The following is a 26281-nucleotide window of genomic DNA, read 5'->3' as shown; positions in this document are numbered from 1 at the left end:
ACGAAACCGACGACGGAGCGAACATATGGCTGACGACTTCCCCGGCTGGCACGGCACCACGATTATCGGCGTCCGCAAGGCGGGCCGCGTGGTGGTCGCGGGCGACGGTCAGGTCAGCCTTGGCCAGACCGTCATCAAAGGCACTGCCCGCAAGGTGCGACGCCTGTCGCCGGGTGGTCATAGCGTCGTCGCGGGTTTCGCCGGATCGACCGCCGATGCTTTCACCCTGTTAGAGAGGCTGGAAACCAAGCTGGAAGCCACGCCCGGACAACTGGCCCGTGCCAGCGTGGAACTTGCCAAGGACTGGCGCACGGACAAATATCTGCAGAAGCTGGAGGCGATGCTGATCGTCACCGACGGCACCGACCTGTTGATCATCACCGGAGCGGGGGATGTGCTGGAACCGGAAAATGGCGTCGCGGCCATCGGATCGGGCGGTAATTATGCCCTCGCTGCCGCCCGCGCCATGATGGATGGCGATCTGTCGGCCGAGGACGTGGCGCGCAAGGCGATGGCGATCGCGGCGGACATCTGTGTCTATACAAATGGCAACCTGACAGTGGAATCCATCGGCGGAGAGTGATCCACCCTTAGCTGATCGGAACTGCTGCATTAATGGCCGGGTTTGGCCACGCCCTGCGCGACAGACCGATTTCGCGATACCCCACTGCACCACACCGTAAGTGGCGTTGCGTTTCCGTGATGGGTCCTTAACTACATCCTCAACGAAGGAGTGACCGATGACCGACCTGACCCCGCGCGAAATCGTATCCGAACTCGACCGGTTCATCATCGGACAGAAAGATGCCAAGCGGGCCGTGTCTGTGGCGCTCCGCAATCGCTGGCGTCGCAAGCAGCTGGGCGACGATCTGCGTGACGAGGTCTATCCCAAGAACATTCTGATGATCGGCCCCACCGGCGTCGGCAAAACCGAGATCAGTCGCCGGCTTGCCAAGCTGGCGCGCGCGCCGTTCCTGAAAGTCGAAGCCACGAAATTCACCGAGGTCGGCTATGTCGGACGTGACGTGGAGCAGATCATTCGCGATCTGGTGGACGCGGCGCAGCTGATGATCCGTGAACAGATGCGCGAAGATGTGAAGGCAAAGGCGCATACCGCCGCCGAAGATCGCGTCATTTCCGCCCTGGCCGGAACCGATGCCCGCGAAGGCACACGCGAGTCGTTCCGCAAGAAATTGCGATCCGGAGAGCTGGACGACAAGGTGATCGAACTGGAGGTGGCCGATACTTCGAACCCGATGGGGATGGCGATCCCCGGTCAACCGGGCATGGATCAGATGGCGAACCTGGGCGATCTGTTCGGCAAGATGATGCAGCGCACCGTCAAGAAGCGCCTTTCCGTCGCCGCCAGCTATGACCTGCTGATCGACGAGGAGGCGGACAAGTTGCTGGACGCCGAGACAGTCACGCGCGAAGCGATCCGTGCGGTCGAACAATCGGGTATCGTCTTCATCGACGAAATCGACAAGGTCTGTGCCCGCAGCGACCAGCGCGGCGGCGACGTCAGCCGCGAAGGTGTGCAGCGTGACCTGTTGCCGTTGATCGAAGGCACGACCGTCAGCACCAAGCATGGCCCGGTCAAGACTGACCACATCCTGTTCATTGCCTCAGGCGCATTTCACATCGCCAAGCCATCAGACCTTTTGCCGGAATTGCAGGGCCGCCTGCCGATCCGCGTCGAACTCCGTGCACTGACCGAAGGCGATTTCGTGCGCATCCTGACAGAGACCGACAACGCGCTGACGCGGCAATATACCGCCCTGATGGCGACTGAAAAAGTCACTGTAACCTTCACCGACGAAGGCATCGCTGCACTGGCGCAGATCGCAGCACAGGTCAACGAGGCGGTGGAAAACATCGGCGCACGCAGGCTTTATACCGTATTGGAGCGCGTATTCGAAGAGCTGTCGTTCGACGCACCCGACACACCCGGCAAGGAAGTCACGGTCGACGCCGGGTTCGTCGAAGCGCAGTTGGGCGAACTTTCGCGGTCTACGGACCTGTCCCGATACGTGCTGTGACTGGCCCACAATCTTGAAGGGGCCTGCCGCCTACCTGCGCTTCCTGCGCGACAATGCGGCATTCCTGTCGGCCGGCGTCCTGATCTGCTTCACATCCAGCTTCGGGCAGACATACTTCATTTCGTTGTTCGCGGATGGCATCAAAGCGGACTTTGGCCTGACCGACGGCGAATGGGGGTTGGCCTATACGGTCGCCACCACAACTTCGGCGATGGCGATGGTGTTAGCGGGCGGATTGACCGACCGGCTGCGGGTACGACATCTGGCGATGTTTGCGGCGGGCGGTTTGGCACTGTCCTCTCTGGCGATGGCCAATGCGCAAAGCGTGATCGCTTTGATCGCGACGGTGCTGGCATTGCGGTTTTTCGGTCAGGGGCTGATGACTCATATTTCGGCGGTCGCCATGGCGCGGTGGTTCGTCGCGACGCGAGGCAAGGCCCTGTCGGTCGCATCGATGGGGTTTGCGCTGGGCCAAGCCATCCTGCCCATCGTGTTCGTCGCCCTGCTGGCGCTGGGCGACTGGCGCAGACTCTGGCTTGTCGCCGCCGCCCTGGTCCTGCTGGCGATGCCGGTGATCCTGCGGCTTTTGCGGGCCGAACGTACGCCACAATCGCTGGCTGCCGATACGCCAGTCGCGGGCATGGGCGGGCACCATTGGACGCGCGGCAACATGCTGCGGCACTGGCTGTTCTGGGCGCTTATCCCGCTGCTTCTGGGGCCGCCCGCGTTCGGCACGGCGCTGTTCTTTCACCAGGTGCACCTGACAACGGTCAAGGGCTGGGCGCTGGTCGATTACGTCGCCCTGATGCCCCTGTTCATGCTGGTATCGGTCGTAACGACCTTCGCTTCGGGCGCAGCCCTCGATCGAATCGGGACGGGGCGTCTGATGTCGATATACCTTCTGCCATTCGCATTGGCGTTCCTTGTCCTAGGGCAAAGCGAAAGCCTTGCGGGCGCTGCCCTTGGGCTGATGACTCTGGGCCTTGGCACCGGCGCGCAAGCCACCGTTCCAACGGCATTCTGGGCGGAATACTACGGCACGCGGCATCTGGGTTCGATCAAGGCGATGGCGGTGGCGATCATGGTTCTGGGGTCGGCCATAGGACCGGGGCTGACCGGGGTATTGATTGATGCGGGATACGACTTGCCTGAGCAGATGCCTGCGATCGCTGTTTACTTCGTCATCTCCGCCATCCTTGCCACGCTGGCCGTCCGCCGTGCGAAAGCGTCTCTAACGTCTAAGATAGACATAGTACGCGCCTGATCCACCATGTGATCGATGCGCCTCCGTGACCTGCAGCACCACGTTCGACAGTGGCGCCATTCGCAGCCATTGCGGCACCTGATGCTTCAGCACGCCCAGACGCGTCGGGATCGGACCTTCGCTGGGCTTGGCCTTACCCTTGCCGGTCACAACAATTACCAGCCGCTTGCCATTTGCATGGGCAGACAGGATGAAGCGCATTAATGCCGGGTGTGCCATGTCCAGCGTCATGCCATGCAGGTCCAATTTCCCCTCGGGCCGCAGTTTGCCCGCCCGCATCCGTTTGTGCGCCTTGGCATCCATGCGCAGCGGTGCGCCATTCACCTGATCCGAAAGCGACGGGGCGAGCGCACTGCTCGACGTTTTGGACCGGGCGCGGGTGCCCATCTCGAACGGAGCAATCGGGTCGGGCGTTTTCGCCGTGGGCCTGGGCGTGGTCTGCGGTACGGGTGCCTTGTCGCGGCGCACGGGATGCAGCGGATCCGCGGTACGGGAATAACGCGACCAGATATCCCGGTCTTCCGGAGTCAGGCCCCGCCGTTTCATCGCGGCAGCAACGGAATAAACCGCCCCGGATGGTTCAGCCGTCCCGCCGCCAGCCCCGCCGCATCACCTGTTCCGAAGAACAGGTCCGCCCGGCCCGGCCCTATGATCGCCGACCCTGTGTCCTGCGCGATACACAGCCGGGCATGGCCATCGGTCTCGATCCAGACCGGGGTGCCCAGCGGGGTATGCACCGGATCGACGGCAAGACTGCGCAGCGGGGTTACGGGGCAAAGCGTACCCAGCGGTCCCTGCCCTGACGGTGCATCCATCTTGCGGAACATGATGTAGCTGGGGTTTTCATTCATTACCGCCCGACCCCGCGCGGGATCGGCGCGCAGCCAGTCTTTCAAAGCCTCGGCCGTTATGTTCGGGCCGAAGATGCCGCGGTCGCTCAGCAGCTTGCCAACGGACCGATAAGGATGCCCGTTCGATCCGGAATAACCGACCCGCAACGTCCCACCGTCAGGCAGGCGCAACAGGCCCGACCCCTGCACCTGAAGAAAGAACCGGTCCACCTCGTCTCGCAGCCACGCAATTTCGCCGCCCTGTAACATCGGGAGGATCGTTGCGCGGGGTGCAGACGCTCCAGTCGGCGGCATGGCATGGATCGGAACGGGAAATGCGTCCGAAGGAGTCAGCGCAGCATCCAGTTCAGGTTCATAGTAGCCTGTAAAATGTCCGGCGATCGGCTCTCCCGGTTGAAAACGGGTCTCGAAAAAGCTTCTCGCATCGCCATCGACTGTCGCGGGGTTCAGGCGCAACGCCTCCAGTGCATCTTCCAGATCATCCTCGGCCCAACCCGGCAGATCGACAAAGCAAAGCCGCCCCGTTTCGGGGGCGGCCCTGGTCGGGTCGGTCCGGAACACCTCAGTCCCCCGTCGCGACCAGCTTCCAGTTCGGGTCGCCGGTGCCCAGCTTGCGGGCAAAGGTCCAGACGTCGCGCTGTTTCTTGATTTCGTTCGGATTGCCTTCGACGATGGTACCCTCTTCGTCTCGCACGACGCTGGTCAACTCGGCCACGAACCGCAGGGTGATCTGCCCCTCGTTCGTGTCGCGGTCGATCTCCGCAGACCGAACTGAGGTTTCTCGCACACCAATGAAATTGGCCTCGACCTTCAGGCCCTTGTCTTCGCGGTCGGATATACCAGCCAGAAAGGCTTCATAGACATCTTCAGACAGGAACGGCTGCACCTCGGACAGGTCGCCGTTCTCAAATGCCATCAGAATCATTTCATAGGCCTGTCGCGCACCGCTGACGAACTCGGTAACACTGAACCCCGGCTCAACCAGCTTCATCGCGGCCAGCGCCTTGGCGCTGTCGGTGCCGTCGTCGACGTGATCGGTAATGTCGCGATCAGGCCCACCTTCGATAACTTCGAAATCACGGCGCACATCGTTCGACCGCGCCGGATCGATCGCGGTGGGCTTTTCAAAGCCGGTGCGGGTGCCCAGCACGTTCTTCAGACGGATCACCAGAAACAGGGCAATCGCCGCAAGGACAAGAAGTTGTATCACGGCGTCGTTCATCCTTTTCTCCGGCACACACTCGGACTTGGTATCTCGCGCCTTCTACATATGTAAGGCCTCAGGCGGGTCAAGGAAAGCAATCCCCCGAAATGAGAGGCGAAACCATGTGGCTGCTGGCAATTTTTATCGTCGTTCCGATCATCGAGATCGCGCTGTTTATTCAGGTGGGCGGCTGGCTTGGCCTTTGGCCGACCCTCGCCATCGTGGTTCTGACCGCGATTTTGGGCACAACGCTGGTCAAGCGGCAGGGGCTGGCCGCATTGGCGCAAGTGCAGGCCTCGCTCAACGAATTGACCGATCCGACGCGCGCGCTGGCACATGGTGCCATGATTCTGGCCTCGGGCCTTCTGTTGCTGACACCGGGTTTCTTCACCGACGCGATAGGCTTTGCTCTGCTGATACCGGCCGTGCGGGATTTTGTGATGCGGCAGGTTCGCGCGCGCATCAAAGTGCAGTCCTTTTCCGTCGGCACCGACCTGCACAGCAGGTCGCCCACCGCTGACAATGACGTTGTCGAGGGGGATTATGTCGAAGTTCCCCGCAGGGACGGCCCGTCCGGATGGACCAGAGAATAACAGGAGTGAGTCGGGCAGGCTCCGGTTGTGACGCTCCAGCCCCTCTGGTAGCTGAGGGCAACGCTTCTACACCGAGGATTTCGCCAGATGGCCGACGAAGAAAAGACTACGACCGACGCTGCCGCCCCGACTGACGCGGCCTCCACGAACGGAGCCGCACAGCCCCAGCAAATGCCGCAGATGCAGGTCCTGGGTCAGTTCATCCGGGATTTGTCGTTTGAAAACATCGCCGTCCAGAAGGGTCAGGCGATGGAAGGACAGCCGGACATCAATGTTCAGGTTGGTCTGGAGGCCAAGAAGCGCACCACAGAAGGTCAGTACGAAGTCGCGGTGAAATTGAACGTCACGGCAAAGGTGAAGGGCGGGACCGACCCGATCTTCGCGCTGGAGCTGGACTATGCCGGTGTCTTCCAGATCGCCAATGTGCCCGACAACCAGATGCATCCCTATCTGATGATCGAATGCCCGCGGATGCTGTTCCCTTTTCTGCGCCGGATCGTGTCTGACGTGTCGCGCGATGGGGGGTTTCCGCCGCTCAACCTCGAAAATATCGACTTCGTGGCGCTGTATCGCAACGAATTGACGCGCCGGGTCCAGGCCGAGGCCGCACAGGTCAAACCGTCCTGATCTATCCCCCGGTCTTCCAGATCGCGCCGTCGCCCAGTGTTTCGACAAATGCGGCATGGGCGGCGGCTTCTTCTTCGGTCAGACGCGATGGAAGCGGCTCCGGCCGGGGGCGTGGGGTCCAGTTGCCCTGTGCCGTGGACTGCCCTTCCTGCTGGCTGACCAGCGACATCGTCGGTTGCCGTCCGCCGATCAGTTCCAGATAGACTTCCGCAAGAATTTCGCTGTCGAGCAAAGCGCCGTGTTTTGTGCGTGCCGCGTTATCGACCCCGAACCGGCGGCACAAAGCATCCAGAGATGCAGGCGAGCCGGGAAATTTCGACCGTGCGATGGCCAGAGTGTCGATGGCCCGATCATAGGGCAGGCGTGGCAGGCCCATGCCGTCCAGTTCTGCGTTCAGGAATTTCATGTCGAATGCGGCGTTATGAATGACCAGCCTGGCGTCACCGATAAAATCTATGAACGCCTGCCCGACCTGCTTGAAGACGGGAAAATCCTTCAGGAAATCATCCCCCAGCCCATGCACCTGAAACGCGCCGTCGGGCATGGACCGCTCGGGGTTGATATATTGGTGATACTCCTTGCCGGTGCGAACGTGGTTGATCAGCTCGATCGCACCGATTTCAACGATGCGATCACCCGATTCAGGTTCGAACCCGGTGGTTTCGGTGTCGAGGACGATTTCCCTCATGTCAGCTCCGCTACGATATCGGTGACGGCATCGCGCGCCGTCTGCATGTCAGTCGTCGGAATGATGTAATCGGCACGCGCCCGTTTGTCAGCATCCGGCACCTGCCGCGCCAGGATCGCGTCAAATTCTGAAGCCGTCATCGTCCCCCGTTCCAGCACACGAGCGCGCTGTATTTCCGGCGGGACAGTGACCACGGCGATGCGATCAACGGTCGCATCGGCGCCGGTCTCGAACAAGAGCGGGATATCGAGGACAAGCAGCGGTGCCTGGGTCTTCAGGAATTCCGCGCGGTCCTGGGCGACAAGAGGGTGAACAACCGCCTCGATCTTCGTCAGGGCGCCCGTATCGGCGGCGACGATGGCGCGCATCACGGTGCGGTCGATGGCACCGTCACGCAAAGCATCGGGAAACAGGGCCAGGATCGGTTCCACCGCCGCCCCACCCTTTGCATAGAGACGATGCACGGTCGCATCAGCGTCCCATACCGGCACACCAAGATCGCGAAACATCTGCGCCGTCGTGGATTTTCCCATCCCGATGGAGCCGGTCAGGCCAAGGATCACGCCAGCACCGCAGCACGCAACTCGTCATCCACATCTGGCACGACGCCAAACCATTCCGTGAATCCTGGAACGGCCTGGTGCAGCAGCATCCCCAGACCCTCGACCACAGTGGCGCCACGGTCCTGAGCATCTTTCAACAGCGGCGTCATGAGAGGCGTGTAGACGATATCGGACACGGTGGTGTCGGCGTGCAGTGCAGCCAGGTCGAGCACCAAAGGCGGCTGGCCAGTCATTCCCAGGCTGGTGGTGTTTACCAGCAACCCGTGATCCGCCAGCGCCGGGCTGGCCATCTCCCACGGCATGGTCCGCACCCGTCGGTCGAACAAATCCGCCAGCGTTTCTGCCCGCGCGGCCGTCCGGTTTACGATGGTCACCCGCGGCACACCTTCGTTCAGCAGTGCGGCAATGATTCCCCGCGCTGCGCCCCCTGCCCCCAATACCAGTGCAGGCGCATTCACCTGCCACACCGGGGCCTGTTGTCGCAGATTGGCAATGAACCCGATGCCATCGGTATTATCCGCAAGAATGCGCCCGTCACGGAAGGTCAGCGTATTCGCCGCCTCGACCTCACGGGCCCGCTCGGTGACATCGTTGGCCAGGCGAAACACCGCTTCCTTATGGGGAATGGTCACGTTCAACCCCTGAAACCCCAGTTTCGGAAGTGTCTCCAGCGTCTGGCTCAACATGTCGCGCGTTACGTGCAGAGGCACATAATGTCCGTCGATTTCATACCGACGCAACCAATGGCCATGCAGACGAGGCGAGCGGCTTTGAGCAATCGGGTCGCCGATGACCCCGGCCAGACATGTCATGCGTCGAGTTTACCACGTGTGATCAGGAAATCGAGCAGTGGCAGCAGCGGCAATCCCAGCACCGCGAAATAATCACCGTCGACCCGGTGGAACAGCCGCGCTCCTTCACCTTCGAGTGCGTAGCTTCCAGCGGAATTTCGGATCGTGTCCCAGTTTCGCTCGACATAGCCCGTGACATATCCCGGCGTCACCTTTCGCATTGTCATCCTGACAGTGGCGACATGCCGCCAGATCGGCTCGCCATCTTCGACGATCACGGCTGCGGACAAGAGGTTGTGCGTTTTACCTGAAAGCATCGTCAGTTGCGCTTTGGCTTCCTGAGGCGATGCAGGCTTGGACATCAGCGCACCGTCATGGTCCAGAACCTGATCGCAGCCAAGGATGAAGCCCGGCGCGCGAATCCTGAGCGCCTTCATCTCGGCCAGGGCATCGGCAATGTTCCGGGGTGGTTGGCCGTCGGCCAGAAGCGCGTCCTTCACGGCCACCTCATCCACGCGCGGCGGGCGCGACTCGAAAGGAATCGCGGCATTGCGCAGCAGATTCTGACGGGTGCGGGAGGTGGAAGCGAGAATCAGCACGGGGATAGATCCGGGGACAAAGGGGCGGATAAACCTGTCGGTAACCCTGTGACAGGATTGGACCCTGCACTGTCTGAGGACAAGTCGCCGGTTTCTCCGCCACTGTCGAGATCTTTTGCACGCGACCTGTCGGTTGGCCCGAGCTGTGAGGCCCGACGATTCCTCCCCTGCGATGTTCTGGGATCTCCCCAAAACGATACACACCGCCACTCACATGCATGGTTGCAAACTTGACAGCTTATCCACCGGATTGTCTGTCGCCGCAGATCGGAATACCGATCTGTGGACTGTGTTGTGCGGAGAATTTAATCCCCGATATCCACTGCCCCTACATACAACATCATCCTTTTTTCTTTCTTTCTTATTGTTAGGAAGTAAGGCGAAAGGCGGGACCGATGAACGATCTGTATCTGTGGTTGAAGGCGGGGCATGTCATTTCGGTGATCGCCTGGATGGCGGGGATTTTCTATCTACCGAGATTGTTCGTCTATCATGTCGAACAACGGGACGCAGTGCCGCAGATGATCCCGGTGCTGGAGGTGATGGAACGCCGTCTGCTGCAGGCGATAATGACTCCGGCGATGATTGCGACATGGGTCTTCGGCCTGTCCATCGTCGGAATGGGCGGCGTCGATTGGGGCGAGGTCTGGCCCTGGATCAAGGCGATCAGCATAATCGGGATGACCATATTTCACATGTGGTGTGGGGGGCAGCGCAAGGCGTTGGCGGCGGGGACGGCAGCGGCCACCGGGCGGAGTTACCGGTTGATGAACGAAGTACCGACGGTTCTGATGATCATCATCGTTATTTCGGTTATCGTACGACCGTTCTGATTGACTTGGGGAGATCAGATGCCTAACTGGCTGCCAACGGTGGACCGTCCTGGTCCGGTTACCGATTTCCCGAAGACCAATACGGCTGCACCCTTTGGGTCGCTATGCCCTTCCGCTGCGGAGCTTTGCCATGCGCGATGACGACATCCTCGACGATACCCGTCCCGAAGACGATAACGACGGACCGCCCGAGCAACTGAACCTGCGTGACCTCAAAGCTATGTCACCCAAGGCGCTGGTCGATATGGCGGAAGAGCTTGAGATTGAAAACGCCTCGACTATGCGCAAGGGTGAGATGATGTTCTCGATCCTGCGGGAACGGGCAGACGAAGGATGGGAAATTTCCGGTGAAGGTGTGCTGGAAGTCTTGCAGGACGGCTTCGGCTTCCTGCGGTCGCCCGAGGCAAATTATCTGTCAGGCCCGGACGATATTTACGTGTCGCCTGACGTAATCCGGAAGCATTCGCTTCGAACTGGCGATACTGTCGATGGCATCATCCAGGCGCCCGACGAGAATGAACGATATTTCGCCCTGACCAAAGTGGTGAAGATCAACTTTGCCGATCCGGAAATGGCCAAGCACAAGGTCAGCTTTGATAACCTGACACCGCTATATCCCGATGAGCGGTTCCAGATGGAAATCGAGGACCCTACCATCAAAGACCGATCCGCCCGGATCATTGACCTGGTTGCGCCTATCGGAAAAGGTCAGCGTTCTCTGATAGTTGCGCCACCCCGGACAGGTAAGACCGTGCTGTTGCAGAACATCGCAAAGTCGATCGAAACGAACCATCCGGAGTGTTATCTGATGGTTCTGCTGATCGACGAACGGCCCGAGGAAGTCACAGACATGCAACGGTCGGTGAAGGGGGAAGTCATCTCCTCGACGTTCGACGAACCGGCAACGCGGCATGTCGCGGTCAGTGAAATGGTGATCGAGAAAGCCAAGCGTCTGGTCGAACACAAGCGGGATGTGGTGATTCTGCTGGATTCGATCACTCGGTTGGGCCGGGCTTTTAACACGGTTGTACCATCTTCGGGCAAGGTGTTGACGGGTGGTGTCGATGCGAATGCCCTGCAGCGGCCGAAACGGTTTTTCGGCGCGGCGCGGAACATCGAAGAAGGCGGATCGCTGACGATCATCGCAACAGCACTGATTGATACAGGCAGCCGGATGGACGAAGTGATCTTCGAAGAATTCAAGGGCACCGGCAACAGCGAGATCGTTCTGGACCGCAAGGTCGCCGACAAGCGTGTTTTCCCGGCGATGGACATCCTGAAATCGGGCACACGAAAAGAAGAGCTGCTGGTCGATCCCAAGAACCTGCAGAAAACCTTCGTGTTGAGGCGGATTCTGAATCCGATGGGCACGACTGATGCGATTGAATTTCTCATCGGAAAATTCAAACAGACGAAGACCAACGCGGATTTCTTCGACTCTATGAACTCCTGATCCAAGGTGACCGGGGCCGGAGATACGATCTTTGCCCTGGCCACGGCGCAGGGCAAGGCGGGAGTCGCGATTGTGCGGATTTCCGGGCCGGAATGCTGCGCTGCGCTGACGGCAATGGGCGTGTCACCACCTGTACCAAGGTCCAGCCGCCTCGCTACATTACGAGATTCCGAGGGCGATATTCTGGATCAGGCGCTTGTCCTGTTTTTTGAACGTGGTGCAAGCTTTACCGGCGAAGATGTCATCGAACTGCATCTTCATGGGAGTGTCGCCGTCGTACGCGCGGTTCTGATGGAGTTGGAGCGGATGCCACCGCTTCGCATGGCGGAACCGGGAGAATTCACGCGCCGTGCCCTTATGAATGGAAGGCTGGACCTGACCCAAGTTCAAGGTCTTGCGGATGTCATTGATGCGGAGACGGAAGGGCAGCGACGTCATGCTATGCGTGTTCTGGACGGCGAAGTATCACGTCGGGTCGAAGGGTGGCGACGAGATTTGTTGCGGGCCATCGCTCTGGTTGAAGCGACGATCGACTTTGCTGACGAGGATGTACCTGAGGATGTTTCCCGTGAAGTTTCGATGCTTCTTTCCGGAGTGATTGAGAGCGTTTCAGCCGAACTTGAAACTGTGAGATCGGTGGCGCGATTGAAGACAGGATTCGAGGTGGCATTGGTGGGAGAGCCAAATGCTGGAAAATCGTCACTTTTGAATGCCCTGAGCAATTCAGATGCTGCTATCGTGACTGCAGTAGCCGGAACAACACGTGATATTGTAGAAGTTAGGTGTGATATCAATGGTTTGCCTGTGACGCTGTTAGATACGGCCGGGCTTAGAGAAACATCAGATGAAGTTGAACTGATTGGCGTAAACAGGGCTATCACTCGCGCAAAATCTGCAGATTTGCGCATTTTCCTGTATGAGCAAGCAACTCCTCCGACCTGGGATGTACCTGTCTTGGATCAGGACATAGTGATCCGATCCAAGGGTGATCTGAATGGCGATGCCAACGCTATATCTGTCAGTACCGGAGCGGGTATACCGGGGCTGCTTTTGTGCATAGGCACCATACTTTCTGAACGGATTCCTGATGCCGGATTAATATCCCGCGAGCGCGATCGGGCGTCACTTGATGTGGCACTCTCGATCATGGTCGAAGTACAGGCAAAGATGTCTGATGCTGAACCTGAATTGGTGTCATTGTCCTTGCGAGATTCCGCAAGTGCACTATCCGAAATTATCGGCGGGGTTGATATTGACGAAATTTTAGATGAAGTCTTTTCTTCTTTCTGCATAGGTAAATAAGGTTGTTTCACGTGAAACATCAGGACTATGACATCGTCGTCATTGGAGGCGGTCACGCAGGATGCGAGGCTGCTTGCGTCGGCGCGCGTATGGGCTGTTCAGTGGCACTGGTGTCGTTCAAAGTTGATGACCTGGGAATAATGTCCTGCAACCCGGCAATTGGTGGGCTAGGCAAGGGTCACCTGGTTCGTGAAATCGACGCTATGGATGGTGTGATGGGACGCGTTGCCGACCGCGCGGCGATCCAATTCCGACTTTTGAATCGTCGCAAGGGTCCCGCGGTGCAAGGTCCGCGGGTCCAGGCGGACCGAGCATTGTATCAAAGTGTCATGCGCGAAGAAATCGAGTCACACCCAAACCTGACATTTGTCGAAGGTGAAGTGACGGCGCTAATATTTGAAGATGGGAAAAAGGCGCGTGGGGTCATTTTAGCGAATGGCGCAAGGATAACGTCGGATGCATTGATTCTGACGACCGGCACATTTCTCAAAGGCCTTATCCATATTGGGGATCGTAAGATCATAGGTGGCCGTATGAATGCCAAGGCATCGACGCGCCTTGCGGATCAAATCATTGATCTTGGGATTGAATTGGGCCGTTTGAAAACCGGGACGCCGCCGCGTCTTCGGGGAAGTACAATCCGATGGGATGTGTTGGCACGCCAGGATGGCGATGACGATCCGGAAATGTTTTCTTTTCTGCACGACAGGCCATTTGTACAGCAGATTTCTTGCGCCATCACTCACACAAACGAGCGAACCCACGATATCATCCGCGACAATCTTGAAAAATCAGCGATGTATGGTGGAATGATCGATGGAACCGGTCCTCGTTATTGTCCATCGATCGAGGATAAAATCGTCCGGTTTTCTGAAAAGTCATCTCATCAGATTTTTCTCGAGCCAGAAGGACTTTCGACAGATCTGGTCTATCCTAACGGTATTTCGACGTCTCTTCCCGAAGATGTTCAGCAAGATTACGTTCATACAATTGAGGGCCTTGAACGAGCGGAGATTTCGCAAGTCGGTTATGCAATTGAATATGATTACGTTGATCCACGTTGCCTGACGTCAGGATTGATGATGCGGTCAATGGATGGGCTTTACCTGGCGGGTCAGATTAATGGAACGACTGGATATGAGGAGGCAGCCGCGCAGGGTCTCGTTGCTGGTCTGAACGCTGCTCTGCAAGCTTCCGGTAAATCTGGTGTAACTTTTTCTCGGTCGGAAAGTTATATCGGTGTCATGATCGATGATCTCACGACAAAAGGCGTATCCGAGCCATATCGGATGTTCACTTCACGTGCAGAATACCGACTCTCGCTGCGTGCTGATAATGCGGATCAACGCCTTACGCCATTTGGTCGTGAGATAGGCTGCATTTCCGATCGCCGCTGGGCGCATTTTTCGCAGAAGCGTGATGCGATAGACCATTGCGCTAATGTACTGAAAGAAAAATCCATTTCCAGTGCAAGATTGTCTGCCGCGGGGTTCAATATTCGATCGGGCGGCCCAGCAAAGTCAGGATACGAAGCTCTGGGGCTTGGTTCTGATCTATTGCCGCTGCTTGAAAATATCGTCCCGGAACTGGATGAGCATAGTTCTAAAACTAAGCTTCAAGTGGCGAGAGATGCGCTTTATGCAAATTATACTGTGCGTCAAAATCGAGAAATTCAAGCTCTGAAGGCTGGAGAAGGCGTTTTGATTCCGTGTGATATGGACTATGCAGCCATCAACGGCCTATCGACAGAACTACTCGGAAAGCTTCTTAACGTGCGACCAGAAACTGTAGCTCAGGCCGGTCGGATCGAAGGGATGACACCTGCGGCCACTGTGGCGATTCTTGCGGCCGTGCGTCGACAAGAACGCCGTTCCGCGTGACGGATCATAGACAGCAAATTGTTTCACGTGAAACACAGGATGTTCTTGAGCAACTTGAAAACCTGGTTCGAAAATGGTCGCCACGCATCAACATAGTCTCCAAAGCAAGTCTGCGAGATCTTCGTAGGCGTCATATTGAAGATTCTCTCGAAATTGCTAACGCCCACCGACCCGAGACGGGACCATGGCTTGACATTGGTAGTGGGGGCGGCTTTCCCGGACTCGTGGTTGCCGCATGCATGGGGCATCAGATTGATGTCGTTTTGGTTGAAAGCGATGCTCGGAAGTGTGCCTTCCTGCATACTGTCCGGAGAGAGCTGGGCCTCAATGTGAGAATTATCAACGGACGCATCGAACGAATTCCGCCAATCAATGCTCATGTCATTAGCGCACGCGCGGTGGCATCATTGAGCACACTTTTTAATCTTGCGAAGCCGCATGCACATGAGAGCTGCCATTATCTATTCCCCAAGGGCCGAACATGGCGGGAAGAGGTTCTGGCGGCTCGCGAAGAATGGGTCTATGATTTGGATGTGCTGAATAGTCAGACCGATGAAGAGTCCGTCATTCTGCATGCCCAAAACCTGAATCGAGCATGATATGAAGGCGCGAATCATTAGTATCGCGAACCAGAAGGGTGGTGTCGGCAAGACGACAACTGCGATAAATCTGGGAGCCGCGCTCGCTATGCGCGGCCATCGCGTTCTGCTTGTCGACCTTGACCCGCAAGGAAATGCGTCCACTGGGCTAGGCGTTTCAAAGTCGGTTCGTGGACAAAGTACCTATGACCTAATTTTAGGCGAAGCGTCACCTCTCGACATCGCACTTGAGACAAGTGTCGAACATCTATGGATTATTCCAGCAACGATGGATCTGAGCTCCGCCGATACAGAGCTCATGAATAGTGCCAGACGTGTGATGCACCTTCGCAAAGCGCTGCGGCTGCGTGACGCTCCGTACGACTATATTCTCGTCGATTGTCCGCCGTCCCTTAACCTACTTACTTTAAATGCTTTTGTGGCTTCTGACACCGTGCTCGTCCCTTTACAGGCGGAGTTCTTCGCTCTGGAAGGTCTGTCACAGCTATTGCTGACAGTTCGGGAGGTCAGAAGCACAGCAAACGCTGATCTGCGGTTGGAGGGAATAGTTCTGACGATGTTTGACCGTCGCAACAATCTTTGTCTCCAAGTCGAGGAAGATGCGCGACAGAATCTTGGTGATCTGGTTTTCGAGACTAAAATTCCGCGAAATGTTCGTCTGAGTGAGGCGCCTAGCTATGCCATGCCAGTGTTGAACTATGACCCCACAAGTCGTGGCGCAATAGCCTATCGGAGTCTTGCGTCAGAACTTATTAATAAAAATCAAATGGTTGAGGGGCTTGATGTCTGACGCACCACAAAAACGAGCAATGCGGCGTGGCTTGTCGGCATTGATGGCTGACGTTGGCGTTTCGGCTTCGGATATGGCCATGCAAACCATATCGAGCGAAGCTTTCGTCCCGATCGAAAAAATACATCCGAATCCGGATCAGCCTCGGCGCACGTTTGATGAGGAAGATCTGTCTGACCTGGCTGCCTCGATTTCCCAAAAAGGCATTCTCCAACCGCTGATCGTTCGCCCTGATCCTAAAGTGTCCGGCGATTACCAGATTGTTGCGGGAGAGCGACGCTGGCGGGCGGCGCAGCGGGCCGGGCTGCACGAGGTTCCTGTCATCCAGCGGGATCTGGACGACATTGAAGTGCTGGAAATCGCTATCATAGAGAACATTCAGCGGGCCGATCTGAACGCAATCGAGGAGGCGTTAGGCTTTCGGCAGCTAATGGAGAAGTTCGGCCACACGCAGGAACAGCTAGGCACGGTTCTTGGCAAATCGCGCAGTCACATCGCAAATCTGATGCGCCTTCTCAAACTACCGGACGCAGTTCAAGATCTTCTGCGGCAAGGTACATTATCCGTTGGGCATGCCCGCGCCCTGATCAACGCGCCGAATCCGGAAGCTTTGGCCCGCCAGGTGGTGAATGGCGGTCTTTCCGTCCGCGAGACCGAACGTCTTGCGCGCGGTGCGTCCGAGCCAAAGGGCAAGCGAGCCACCGCTGCATCCCCGGCGGAGAAAGACGCGGATACGCGCGCCCTGGAAGGTGATCTTGCTGCTGCGTTGGGTCTCGGCGTGTCCATCGATCATGCGAGTGGTGAAGAGGGCGGCCGCCTTTCAATCCGCTATCGGTCCTTGGAGCAACTGGACAGGCTTTGCGCCTTGCTGTCGTCAGGGATCGACCGCGACGATCTTCCGTAAGACGGCGTTCAACAGCAAAGCACCGCTTTCGGTCGTTTTGAGCCATCCGTCGTGCAGCTGCAAATGGCCATCCCCGACCATTTCCGCCAGTCCTGCCGGGTCGAGGCGTCCGCCGATGCGGTCCAGGTGGGCCAGATCCATACCCTCCCGCGTCCGCAGGCCCATCAGGACATATTCATCGGAAATATCGGTCTGCGGAAGGATATTCATCGCTTTGTTGCCGGTCCCGACCTTTTCGGATTGCACCAGCCAGGCCTGCGGCATTTTCTCGGCCACGGTCGACCATCTGCCGTCGAACAAAGACAGGCGCCCATGTGCGCCTGGCCCGATGCCGACCCAGTCGCCCCCTCGCCAATAGATCAGATTGTGCCGACATTCCCGACCCGGTCGAGAATGATTGGAGGTCTCGTATCTCGGCAAACCAGCGGCACCGCAGAGATCCTGCGTCAGATTATATAAATCGACGGAAAGGTCTTCGTCGGGCAATCCAGTAAGTCCCCCGGCGGCATACCGGGCAGAAAAGGCCGTGCCGTCCTCGATCGTCAGCTGATAAAGCGAAAGGTGTTCACCCGCGATCTTCAGGGCAGCCGTCAATTCAGTTTGCCAATCGGCAAGCGCCTGACCTTGCCGCGCATAGATCAGGTCGAAGGACACTCGATCGGTCAGGTCGCGGGCAATGTCGAAGGCGCGCCGTCCCTCGGCCACAGTATGGAGGCGGCCCAGAGCGCGCAGGTCATCGTTCTTCAACGCCTGAAGCCCGACAGAAAATCGATTTACGCCTCCATCCACATATCCCGCAAACCGCGCGGCATCGACAGATGTGGGGTTTGCCTCCAGCGTGATTTCCAGATCGTTCGCAGGGGTCCAATGTCGCCGCGCAGCGTCGATCAGCGCGGCGACTGTATCGGGCGGCATCATTGAGGGCGTTCCACCCCCGAAGAAAATCGAGGTCAGGACGCGGCCTTCCGTTTTACCGGCCCAGTGGGCCAGATCCCGGAGCAGCGCGTCGCGCCACCTTGCCTGGTCGACCATGGTCGTGACGTGACTGTTAAAGTCGCAATAGGGGCACTTCGCCGCGCAGAATGGCCAATGAATATAAAGACCGAACCCGGCTCTTTGCCAGTTCTCGGTCATTCGTCCAGCGATCCAGCTGTGGTGCCCCCGAAGCAGCCCGCCATCTTGCGCAAGGCGACAGCCCGGTGGCTGATGGTATTCTTCCTTTCAGCCGACATCTCGCCCAGAGTCTGATCGAGTCCATCGGGCAAAAAGATCGGGTCGTAGCCGTGGCCTTCCGCGCCGCGCATCGGCCAGACAATTCGCCCGTTCAGGTGACCTTCGAAGATTTCCTCATGCCCATCTGGCCACATCAACAAGAGCGTAGCGCAAAACCGGGCGTTGCGCGGCTCGGGCGCGGCTTTCGCTTCCAATTCTGTCCAGGCACGGGTCATGGCCAGCTTGAAATCGCGACCGGTCCCGGTTTCAGCCCAATCGGCAGTACGTACGCCCGGAGCACCGCCCAGCGCAGCGATCTCGATCCCCGAATCGTCTGCCAATGCGGGCAGGCCGGTCGCATCGACGGCGGCCTTCGCCTTTATGCGCGCATTGCCGACGAAAGTTTCCTCGGTCTCCTCCGGCTCTGGCAGGTTGAAATCTGTGTTCGATCGACAGGCGATACCCAACGGGGCCAACAGCGTCTGAAACTCCGCCAGTTTGCCTGCGTTGTGAGTCGCAATCAGAAGTTCATTGCCTTCGAACCGTCTCACGCGGTGGCGGCTTTCTGCGCGGCAACCAATTCGGCCACACCCTTGTCGGCAAGGGCCATCAGTTCACCAAACTGATCCTTGCTGAAGGTTGCGCCCTCGGCACTGGCCTGCAGTTCGATCATCTGACCGTCGCCGGTCATGACGAAATTGCCATCCGTCCCGGCTTCGGAATCCTCAGGGTAGTCGAGGTCCAGAATCGATTGCCCGGCATAGATGCCGCAGCTGACGGCGGCGACGTGATCGATGATCGGATCGGTGACGATATCGCCGGCTTTCATAAGCTTGTTGATCGCCAGACGCAGGGCGACCCAACCGCCGGTGATCGACGCACACCTTGTCCCGCCATCGGCCTGTATGACGTCGCAATCAATGGTGATCTGTCTCTCGCCAAGGGCATTCCGGTCAATTCCAGCACGCAGCGACCGCCCGATCAGACGCTGAATTTCCTGCGTCCGCCCCGATTGCTTGCCTGTTGTGGCCTCACGCCGCATCCGAGTTGTAGTGGCTCGCGGCAGCATGCCGTATTCTGCAGTCACCCAGCCCTGCCCGGTGTTGCGCAGGAAGGGCGGCACACGTTCTTCCAGTGACGCCGTGCACAGCACATGCGTGTTGCCGCAACGGATCATGCAAGACCCCTCGGCGTGCATGGTGACGTCCGTGTCGATGAAAATATCTCGCATCTGATCGAGGGCTCGTCCCGAGGGTCGCATCATATTTCTCCTGATCTGGGTTGCGTCCGACATGCCTCTGCCTCGGAACAGGTGCAACCCTGCGATTGACCCTGGGCCTGGGGTTGCATACATCCCGGACGCCCCTTCAAAGAAAGCGTCATGAATTCCAACGCCCAGACCCTGTCTGAAATGAACGACCGATCACGCGAAGTATTCCGCCGCGTCGTCGAGGGCTATCTGGGCACCGGCGACCCGGTTGGCAGCCGCACCCTGACCCGTGCGATGAGCGAGCAGGTTTCTGCCGCCACGATCCGCAATGTCATGCAGGATCTGGAAATTCTGGGTCTGTTGCAGGCCCCGCACATCAGCGCCGGTCGCATTCCTACCCAGGCGGGTCTTCGAATGTTCGTCGATGGCCTGTTGGAGGCGCATCTGGGTGATGACGACCGCGACCGGATCGAAGCGAGTGTCGGGACCTCGGAAGACGACGTGACCGCGATGATGGACCGTGTTGGAAGCGCGCTGTCGGGTATCACCAAAGGCGCATCGCTGGTTCTGGCCCCCAAGCGCGAAGCTCCGATCAAGCATATCGAGTTCGTCTCACTTGCTCCCGACCGTGCACTGGTTGTGCTGGTCTTTGCGGATGGACACGTCGAGAACCGCATTTTTGTGCCGCCCGCCGGGCAGACGCCCAGTTCGATACGCGAGGCAGCGAATCTTTTGAACGCCCTGATCGAGGGGCGCACGATTTCCGATCTGCAAAACCTGATGCAGCGGGAAGTCAACGAGCGGCGGCGTGAAATCGATGTGTTGGCGCACGACCTGATTGAAAAGGGCCTGGCTGCCTGGGAGAACGAGGGCGAGCGATCGGAACGCCTGATCGTGCGGGGCCGGTCGCATCTGCTGGAACACGGCGGCGATGACGAGCAGTTGGAACGTATTCGTACCCTGTTCGACGATCTTGAGCGCAAGCGCGACATCACTGAATTTCTGTCTTTGACGGAAGATGGCGAAGGTGTGCGCATTTTCATCGGGTCTGAGAACAAACTCTTCTCACTTTCCGGTTCATCTCTGGTTGTTTCACCCTATATGAACGCGGATCGCAAAATCGTGGGCGCGGTCGGCGTGATCGGCCCAACCCGCCTGAATTACGGTCGGATCGTTCCGATCGTGGACTACACAGCACAGTTGGTCGGACGCATGTTGTCCGGTCCCAAACGATAACTCGCAAGAGGTTTAAGAATGGCCGAGCCGAAGGAAGACGCGTTCCTCGACGATCCCGAAATGATGGAAGAGGAGTTCGATCTCGATGCCGCAATGGAGGAAGAGCCGGAGGCTGCGCCCAAATCGGGTCGCGCCACGGTCGAGGCTATTGTTGCAGAACGGGACGAAATACACGATCGACTGATGCGTGCGCTGGCCGAGGCCGAAAACGTGCGCAAGCGTGCCGCCCGCGACAAGGTCGAGGCCGAACAATACGGCTCCTCCCGTCTGGCACGGGACATGCTGCCGATCTACGACAATTTGCGTCGCGCATTGGATGCCGCCGGAGAAGCGGAGGATGGTGTGATCGAAGGCGTGAAACTGACGCTGAAAGAAGTATTGAATGTGTTCAACAAGCACGGCGTTACCCTGATTGCTCCCGAAGTGGGTGACAAGTTCGACCCGCAAATCCATCAGGCGATGTTCGAGGCACCCCTGCCCGGCACCAAGGCCGGCGAGATCATTCAGATCGCCGCCGAGGGGTTCATGCTACATGATCGCCTGCTCAGGCCAGCGCAGGTCGGAGTGTCATCCACCCCGGTATAGGTCAGCCGTCGGCCAGTCGTTTTAGCTCATACAGAAGATCGAGCGCCTCTTTCGGCGTCAGCTCGTCTGGAAGTACATCGCGCAGCCGGTCCTCGGCCGCGCTTTTCGCTTTCGGTGCGGGTGCGGGGGCAGGTGTCGCGGAAAAGAGCGGCAGATCATCAATCAACGCACGGGGATTCGCTCCCCCTGCCCGCTCCCCCTCCTCCAGTGCCTGCAACACGTCGCGTGCGCGGGCAACGACTGCTTCTGGAAGGCCCGCCAGCTTCGCGACCTGCACACCATAAGACCGGTCCGCGGCCCCGTCCCGCACTTCGTGCAGAAAAATCACTTCGCCGTCCCATTCGCGCACCGCGACGGTGGCATTCTCAACCCCCGACAGCTTGCCCGACAACGCCGTCATCTCGTGGTAATGCGTGGCAAACAAGGCGCGGCAGCGATTCACGTCGTGCAGATGCTCCATGGTGGCCCAGGCAATGGACAGGCCATCATACGTGGCGGTTCCGCGTCCGATTTCATCCAGAATGACGAAGCTGCGTTCGTCGGCCTGATTCAAGATCGCCGCCGTTTCGACCATCTCGACCATGAACGTGGAGCGCCCCCGCGCCAAATCGTCAGACGCGCCGACACGACTGAACAATTGGCTGACGATACCGATATGTGCTGCGTCTGCGGGCACGAAACTACCCATCTGGGACAGCACTGCGATCAGGGCATTCTGCCGCAGCCACGTCGACTTGCCTGCCATGTTCGGTCCGGTGAGCAGGCGGATTGCTGCGCCGTTCTCGGCGGTCAGGCGTGTGTCATTGGCTACGAACGGTGCGCCATCGCGTTTGAGGGCGCGTTCCACCACAGGGTGGCGACCAGCGTCGATATCGAAGGCTCGGCTGCTATCGACCCTCGGACGTGTCCAGCTTTCGCCCCGTGCCAGATCGGCCAAAGCGGTTGCGACGTCCAGTTCGGCCAATGTACGGGCAACTCCGAAAATCGCGTTGGATGCAGTTAGAACACGCGCACACAATTCGGCGAAGATGCGGTCCTCTATGCTTTGTGCCCGCCCGCCCGCATTCAGAATTTTAGTCTCTAACTCGGACAATTCGACGGTCGTGAACCGCACCTGATTGGCCGTCGTCTGTCTATGGATAAACCGCTCGTCGGCGCGCATCTTGTCGGCATGCGTCGCAGTCGCTTCGATGAAATACCCCAGTACATTATTATGTTTGACCTTGAGCGAGGTGATCCCGGTCGCTTTGGCATACTCCGCCTGCAAGGCGGCAATGACACCGCGCCCTTCGTCGCGCAGCTTCCGGGCTTCGTCCAGATCGGCGTCATATCCGGGGGCGATTACGCCACCGTCCCGCAAAAGCAGCGGCGGTTCGGTGGCCAGCGCGGCACTCAGCAGGGATAGCAGTGCGTCCTGCCCAATCATGTCCGAAATATCGAGGGGCAAATCAGTCTCTGATAAATAGGAAAACAACGCTTCCCCGGCCTCCAAACCACCGCGAACGGCCGCCAGATCGCGCGGCCCGCCTCGATCCAGAGACAGTCGCGACAGGGCGCGATCCATGTCTGGCGCATGTTGCAAGCGGCTACGGATATCGTTTCCCATGGCGTCATTCGTGACCGCCCAGCTCACCGCATCCAACCGCGCCTTTATAACCGCCTCGACCGTTGAAGGTGCGGATAGGCGCCGTTCCAGCAAACGCCCGCCGCCCGCAGTCACCGTCCGGTCGATAGCCCAGAGAAGCGATCCGTCTCGTCCTCCGCCTGCCCCGCGCGTCAACTCCAGGTTGCGTCGGGTGGCACCATCAATGGCCATCAATTCGGACGTGGCTTCGCGGCGCGGCGGGCGCATCAACGGCAGTTTGCCGCGCTGCGTGAGCTCGACATATTCGACGAGCGCACCCATCGCGCCAAGCTCCGCCCGGCTGAACGTCCCGAAGGCATCCAGTGATCCCACGTCAAACAAGGCTTTCAATCGCCCTTCAGCCGAACCTGAGTCGAATGCGCTGCGCCCCAGCGGTGTGACGGCGGCACCCTGCTCCTCGACTATGCCTTCGACGCCCGAGTTTTCGCCCAGCACCACCTCAGCAACACCCAGCCGCGCCAGATCCGGCCCTAACCGCACGCGCGGACACTCCGCGACATGGAACGCGCCCGTGGAGATATCGGCCCAGGCCAGCGCCCCTTTACCCCGCACTTCGCACCACGCGGCAAGGTAGTTATGGGCCCGTGCGTCCAGCAGTGTGTCTTCGGTTAACGTTCCGGGTGTGACAAGCCGCACGATGCCGCGCGCGACGATCGACTTGTACCCACGCTTTTTGGCGTCTTCCGGTGATTCGAGCTGTTCAGCGACCGCCACGCGAAAACTCTTTCTGATCAGTGTCATCAGATAATTTTCGGCGGAATGGACGGGTACGCCGCACATCGCGATGTCCTGCCCCAGATGTTGCCCGCGCTTGGTCAGTGCAATATCGAGTGCGGCGGACGCGGCGACTGCGTCATCGAAGAAAAGTTCGTAGAAATCGCCCATACGATAGAACAGTAACGCCTCGGGCGCTTCTGCCTTGATCGCGAGATATTGCGCCATCATCGGCGTGACTGACATGAAGGCCCCCTTGGTCGTCCAGGCAACCTATCTCCCTGCGCCGACCTCCGCTACACCATCTGAACCATGGGGAGGAACATCATGACCGGGCGCACAAAAATCACCGATGAGGAGGCGCTTGCCTACCATCTTGATCCCAGACCGGGAAAGATCGAGATCAATGCATCCACCGCGATGGCGACGCAACGCGATCTGTCGCTGGCTTATTCCCCCGGCGTCGCCGTCCCCTGTGAAGCAATCGCGAAAAGCCCGGCTTTGGCCTACGATTACACCACAAAGGGTAATCTGGTGGCGGTGATTTCCAACGGCACGGCCGTGCTAGGACTGGGCAATCTGGGCGCGCTGGCGTCGAAACCGGTAATGGAAGGCAAGGCGGTGCTGTTCAAACGCTTCGCCGATGTGAACTCGATCGATATCGAACTCGATACCGAAGACGTCGACGCCTTCGTGGCCGCCGTCAAGCTGATGGGCCCGTCGTTCGGCGGCATCAACCTCGAGGACATCAAGGCGCCCGAATGCTTCATGATCGAAAGCCAGCTGAAAGAGGCGATGGATATTCCCGTCTTCCACGACGATCAGCATGGCACCGCCGTGATCTGCGCCGCCGGGTTGATCAACGCGTTGCACATTTCCGGCAAGAAAATCGAAGACGTCAAGATTGTCCTGAACGGGGCCGGTGCGGCAGGAATCGCCTGCCTGGAGCTGCTCAAGACGATGGGTGCGCGACATGAGAATTGCGTAATGTGCGACACCAAAGGTGTGATCTGGCAGGGCCGGACCGAAGGAATGAACCAGTGGAAGTCGGCGCATGCGATCAAGACCGACTTACGCACGCTGGATCAGGCGATGAAAGGCGCAGATGTATTTCTGGGCGTTTCGGCCAAAGGTGCGGTTACACCTGAAATGGTCTCTGACATGGCGGAAAACCCTGTGATTTTCGCAATGGCGAACCCCCACCCCGAGATCACGCCCGAAGAGGCACATGCCGTCCGCCCCGACGCCATCGTGGCGACAGGACGCAGCGATTACCCCAACCAGGTCAACAATGTACTGGGCTTTCCCTATCTGTTCCGGGGTGCCTTGGACATCCACGCCCGCGCCATCAACGATGAGATGAAGATCGCATGCGCGGAGGCGCTGGCAGCCCTGGCCCGTGAAGACGTTCCGGATGAGGTTGCGATGGCCTATGGGCGTAAATTGTCCTTTGGCAGAGACTATATCATCCCCACGCCCTTCGATCCGCGATTGATCCATGTGATCCCGCCCGCCGTTGCGCGCGCTGGCATGGACACCGGCGTCGCACGGCGTCCGATTGTCGATATGGAGCGGTATACCCACGATCTGGCCGCACGGATGGACCCGACAGCGACTATCGTTCAGGGTATTTCCGCCCGTGCGCGCCAAGCTCAGGCCCGGATGATCTTTGCCGAGGGCGACGACCCCCGAGTGCTGCGCGCCGCCGTCGCCTATCAACGCAACGGATATGGCAAGGCTTTGATCGTCGGACGCGACGAGGATGTGCGGGCCAAGCTGGAGACGGCGGGCCTAGGAGATGCCGTTCGCGAGCTGGAGGTAATCAATGCGGCCAATACCCGCCATCTCGATCAATACAAGACATACCTCTATAAACGTCTGCAGCGCCAAGGCTTCGATGCGCAGGATATCCATCGTCTGGCCAGCAGGGATCGCCATGTCTTTGCGGCTTTGATGTTGGCGCACGAGCATGGTGACGGACTGGTCACCGGCGCAACCCGAAAATCGGCGCATGCAATTCGCCTTCTGGATCATGTGTTCGATATTCAGAACAACCCTCAGGCGGTTGGCATTACCGCGCTGCTGCATCGGGGCAGGATCGTTCTGATCGGCGATACGCTTGTCCATGAATGGCCCGAGCCTGAAGACCTCGCCACGATCGCCGAGGCGGGCGCGCGCGTTTCTCGTGGGCTTGGGATGGAACCGCGCGTGGCCTTCGTCAGTTTCTCTACCTTCGGATACCCAGTTAGCGAGCGCGCAGAAAAAATGAACCGCGCGCCTGCCGTTCTGGAAGCGCGTGGGGTCGATTTCGAGTTTGAGGGCGAAATGACTGTCGATGTCGCCCTGAACGCCGAAGTCGCGGCCAACTATCCATTTTCGCGTCTCACCGGACCGGCAAACGTCCTGGTGGTTCCGGCACGCCATTCGGCGTCGATTTCCGTCAAGCTGATGCAGGAAATGGCGGGAGCGACGGTCATCGGGCCGATCCTGACCGGAATTGACCGTCCGGTCCAGATCGCATCCACCGGCTCCACTTCGTCGGATATTCTGAACATGGCATTGCTGGCTGCCTGTCGAGTAGGCGGATGACCGGTGTTCATAAGTATTATGCTGCACCTGCACTTGATAATGCTGCATTGCGGCATATTTTTTGGCAGGGACGTCTGCAAAGACAAACACCTGTCAGGAGGCTTCGATGG

The 26281-nt window shown here is 58.7% G+C and carries 26 protein-coding genes; 15 read left to right on the top strand and 11 right to left on the bottom strand.

Translation table 11 applies throughout. The annotated features are described in order from the left end of the window. Positions 1–25 precede the first annotated feature (25 nt). The 3 genes from hslV to BMY38_RS02620 all read left to right on the top strand — a co-directional run bounded on the left by hslV (position 26) and on the right by BMY38_RS02620 (position 3303). Positions 26–583: an ATP-dependent protease subunit HslV gene (hslV, locus tag BMY38_RS02630; protein WP_092759498.1), complete on the top strand. Its 558-nt coding sequence runs from the start codon at positions 26–28 to the stop codon at positions 581–583. Positions 584–740: 157 nt separating this feature from the next. After that, positions 741–2039 carry an ATP-dependent protease ATPase subunit HslU gene (hslU, locus tag BMY38_RS02625; protein WP_092759496.1) on the top strand — a complete coding sequence of 433 codons (1299 nt, stop codon included), beginning with the start codon at positions 741–743 and terminating at the stop codon, positions 2037–2039. Positions 2040–2052: 13 nt separating this feature from the next. Further along, on the top strand, positions 2053–3303 hold the full coding sequence (locus tag BMY38_RS02620) for an MFS transporter (protein WP_092759494.1): 1251 nt from the start codon (positions 2053–2055) through the stop codon (positions 3301–3303). Here BMY38_RS02620 and BMY38_RS02615 read toward each other — a convergent pair. Genes BMY38_RS02615 through BMY38_RS02605 form a run of 3 tightly spaced genes read right to left on the bottom strand, consistent with a single transcriptional unit; the run spans position 3271 to position 5376 of the window. Further along, a complete protein-coding gene (locus BMY38_RS02615; RefSeq protein WP_092759492.1) occupies positions 3271–3849 on the bottom strand; it encodes a Smr/MutS family protein in 579 nt (192 codons plus the stop codon). The two genes, BMY38_RS02620 and BMY38_RS02615, sit on opposite strands and share 33 nt — an antisense overlap. After that, on the bottom strand, positions 3846–4715 hold the full coding sequence (mltA, locus tag BMY38_RS02610) for a murein transglycosylase A (protein WP_139204638.1): 870 nt from the start codon (positions 4713–4715) through the stop codon (positions 3846–3848). Before mltA ends, BMY38_RS02615 begins: the two co-directional genes overlap by 4 nt. A gap of 1 nt (position 4716) precedes the next feature. Next, positions 4717–5376, bottom strand: a complete 660-nt coding sequence (locus BMY38_RS02605) for a Tim44/TimA family putative adaptor protein (protein ID WP_092759488.1) — start codon at positions 5374–5376, stop codon at positions 4717–4719. 104 nt (positions 5377–5480) lie between these two features. Between BMY38_RS02605 and BMY38_RS02600 the strand changes: the two genes are divergently transcribed. Then, the gene (locus BMY38_RS02600) at positions 5481–5951 is read left to right on the top strand and encodes an FxsA family protein (protein ID WP_092759486.1); all 471 of its coding nucleotides are present in this window, start codon (positions 5481–5483) and stop codon (positions 5949–5951) included. Positions 5952–6038: 87 nt separating this feature from the next. Next, positions 6039–6578, top strand: a complete 540-nt coding sequence (gene secB, locus BMY38_RS02595) for a protein-export chaperone SecB (RefSeq protein WP_092759484.1) — start codon at positions 6039–6041, stop codon at positions 6576–6578. Between the two features lies 1 nt (position 6579). Here the strand turns inward: secB and dnaQ are convergent, their stop codons facing one another. The 4 genes from dnaQ to BMY38_RS02575 are packed head-to-tail and all read right to left on the bottom strand — an operon-like array spanning position 6580 to position 9225. Next, positions 6580–7266 (bottom strand): DNA polymerase III subunit epsilon, encoded by a 687-nt coding sequence (gene dnaQ, locus BMY38_RS02590; RefSeq protein WP_092759482.1) that lies wholly within the window; start codon positions 7264–7266, stop codon positions 6580–6582. Next, a complete protein-coding gene (gene coaE / locus BMY38_RS02585; protein ID WP_281243198.1) occupies positions 7263–7829 on the bottom strand; it encodes a dephospho-CoA kinase in 567 nt (188 codons plus the stop codon). The genes dnaQ and coaE overlap by 4 nt, the downstream gene beginning before the upstream one ends. Further along, a complete protein-coding gene (locus BMY38_RS02580) occupies positions 7826–8641 on the bottom strand; it encodes a shikimate dehydrogenase (protein ID WP_092759480.1) in 816 nt (271 codons plus the stop codon). Before BMY38_RS02580 ends, coaE begins: the two co-directional genes overlap by 4 nt. Then, on the bottom strand, positions 8638–9225 hold the full coding sequence (locus BMY38_RS02575; RefSeq protein WP_092761107.1) for a Maf family protein: 588 nt from the start codon (positions 9223–9225) through the stop codon (positions 8638–8640). The genes BMY38_RS02580 and BMY38_RS02575 overlap by 4 nt, the downstream gene beginning before the upstream one ends. 389 nt (positions 9226–9614) lie before the next feature. Between BMY38_RS02575 and hemJ the strand changes: the two genes are divergently transcribed. The 7 genes from hemJ (at position 9615) to BMY38_RS02540 (ending at position 16980) form a co-directional block, all read left to right on the top strand. After that, positions 9615–10052 (top strand): protoporphyrinogen oxidase HemJ, encoded by a 438-nt coding sequence (gene hemJ, locus BMY38_RS02570; protein ID WP_092759478.1) that lies wholly within the window; start codon positions 9615–9617, stop codon positions 10050–10052. 130 nt (positions 10053–10182) lie between these two features. After that, positions 10183–11505 carry a transcription termination factor Rho gene (gene rho / locus BMY38_RS02565; RefSeq protein ID WP_092759476.1) on the top strand — a complete coding sequence of 441 codons (1323 nt, stop codon included), beginning with the start codon at positions 10183–10185 and terminating at the stop codon, positions 11503–11505. A 6-nt stretch (positions 11506–11511) separates the two neighbouring features. Then, entirely contained in the window at positions 11512–12807 is a 1296-nt protein-coding gene (mnmE, locus tag BMY38_RS02560; RefSeq protein ID WP_092759474.1) for a tRNA uridine-5-carboxymethylaminomethyl(34) synthesis GTPase MnmE, read from the top strand. 11 nt (positions 12808–12818) lie between these two features. Continuing rightward, positions 12819–14687 carry a tRNA uridine-5-carboxymethylaminomethyl(34) synthesis enzyme MnmG gene (gene mnmG / locus BMY38_RS02555; protein ID WP_092761105.1) on the top strand — a complete coding sequence of 623 codons (1869 nt, stop codon included), beginning with the start codon at positions 12819–12821 and terminating at the stop codon, positions 14685–14687. Next, positions 14684–15286 (top strand): 16S rRNA (guanine(527)-N(7))-methyltransferase RsmG, encoded by a 603-nt coding sequence (rsmG, locus tag BMY38_RS02550; RefSeq protein ID WP_092759472.1) that lies wholly within the window; start codon positions 14684–14686, stop codon positions 15284–15286. Before mnmG ends, rsmG begins: the two co-directional genes overlap by 4 nt. Before the next feature lies 1 nt (position 15287). Then, positions 15288–16076, top strand: a complete 789-nt coding sequence (locus BMY38_RS02545; protein ID WP_092759470.1) for a ParA family protein — start codon at positions 15288–15290, stop codon at positions 16074–16076. Continuing rightward, entirely contained in the window at positions 16069–16980 is a 912-nt protein-coding gene (locus BMY38_RS02540) for a ParB/RepB/Spo0J family partition protein (RefSeq protein ID WP_092759468.1), read from the top strand. The genes BMY38_RS02545 and BMY38_RS02540 overlap by 8 nt, the downstream gene beginning before the upstream one ends. Here BMY38_RS02540 and hemW read toward each other — a convergent pair. Genes hemW through rph form a run of 3 tightly spaced genes read right to left on the bottom strand, consistent with a single transcriptional unit; the run spans position 16951 to position 19453 of the window. Then, positions 16951–18114 carry a radical SAM family heme chaperone HemW gene (gene hemW / locus BMY38_RS02535; protein WP_092759466.1) on the bottom strand — a complete coding sequence of 388 codons (1164 nt, stop codon included), beginning with the start codon at positions 18112–18114 and terminating at the stop codon, positions 16951–16953. The two genes, BMY38_RS02540 and hemW, sit on opposite strands and share 30 nt — an antisense overlap. Beyond that, a complete protein-coding gene (locus tag BMY38_RS02530) occupies positions 18111–18743 on the bottom strand; it encodes a non-canonical purine NTP pyrophosphatase (protein WP_092759464.1) in 633 nt (210 codons plus the stop codon). The genes hemW and BMY38_RS02530 overlap by 4 nt, the downstream gene beginning before the upstream one ends. Beyond that, positions 18740–19453, bottom strand: a complete 714-nt coding sequence (gene rph, locus BMY38_RS02525) for a ribonuclease PH (protein ID WP_092759462.1) — start codon at positions 19451–19453, stop codon at positions 18740–18742. Before rph ends, BMY38_RS02530 begins: the two co-directional genes overlap by 4 nt. 120 nt (positions 19454–19573) lie before the next feature. On the opposite strand from rph, the gene hrcA reads away from it, so the two are divergent. Together hrcA and BMY38_RS02515 are read left to right on the top strand one after the other, a co-directional pair. Further along, positions 19574–20638 (top strand): heat-inducible transcriptional repressor HrcA, encoded by a 1065-nt coding sequence (gene hrcA / locus BMY38_RS02520; RefSeq protein ID WP_092759460.1) that lies wholly within the window; start codon positions 19574–19576, stop codon positions 20636–20638. An 18-nt stretch (positions 20639–20656) separates the two neighbouring features. After that, complete coding sequence (locus BMY38_RS02515) at positions 20657–21223, top strand: nucleotide exchange factor GrpE (protein WP_092759458.1); 567 nt, start codon at positions 20657–20659, stop codon at positions 21221–21223. A 1-nt stretch (position 21224) separates the two neighbouring features. Here the strand turns inward: BMY38_RS02515 and mutS are convergent, their stop codons facing one another. Then, positions 21225–23828, bottom strand: a complete 2604-nt coding sequence (gene mutS / locus BMY38_RS02510) for a DNA mismatch repair protein MutS (RefSeq protein WP_245737476.1) — start codon at positions 23826–23828, stop codon at positions 21225–21227. 81 nt (positions 23829–23909) lie between these two features. On the opposite strand from mutS, the gene BMY38_RS02505 reads away from it, so the two are divergent. After that, entirely contained in the window at positions 23910–26171 is a 2262-nt protein-coding gene (locus BMY38_RS02505; RefSeq protein WP_092759456.1) for an NADP-dependent malic enzyme, read from the top strand. Positions 26172–26281 lie beyond the last annotated feature (110 nt).

Origin of the sequence: Jannaschia helgolandensis (assembly GCF_900109285.1) — a bacterium.
Lineage (GTDB): Bacteria > Pseudomonadota > Alphaproteobacteria > Rhodobacterales > Rhodobacteraceae > Jannaschia > Jannaschia helgolandensis.
This window is presented reverse-complemented; position numbering and strand designations above follow the sequence as displayed.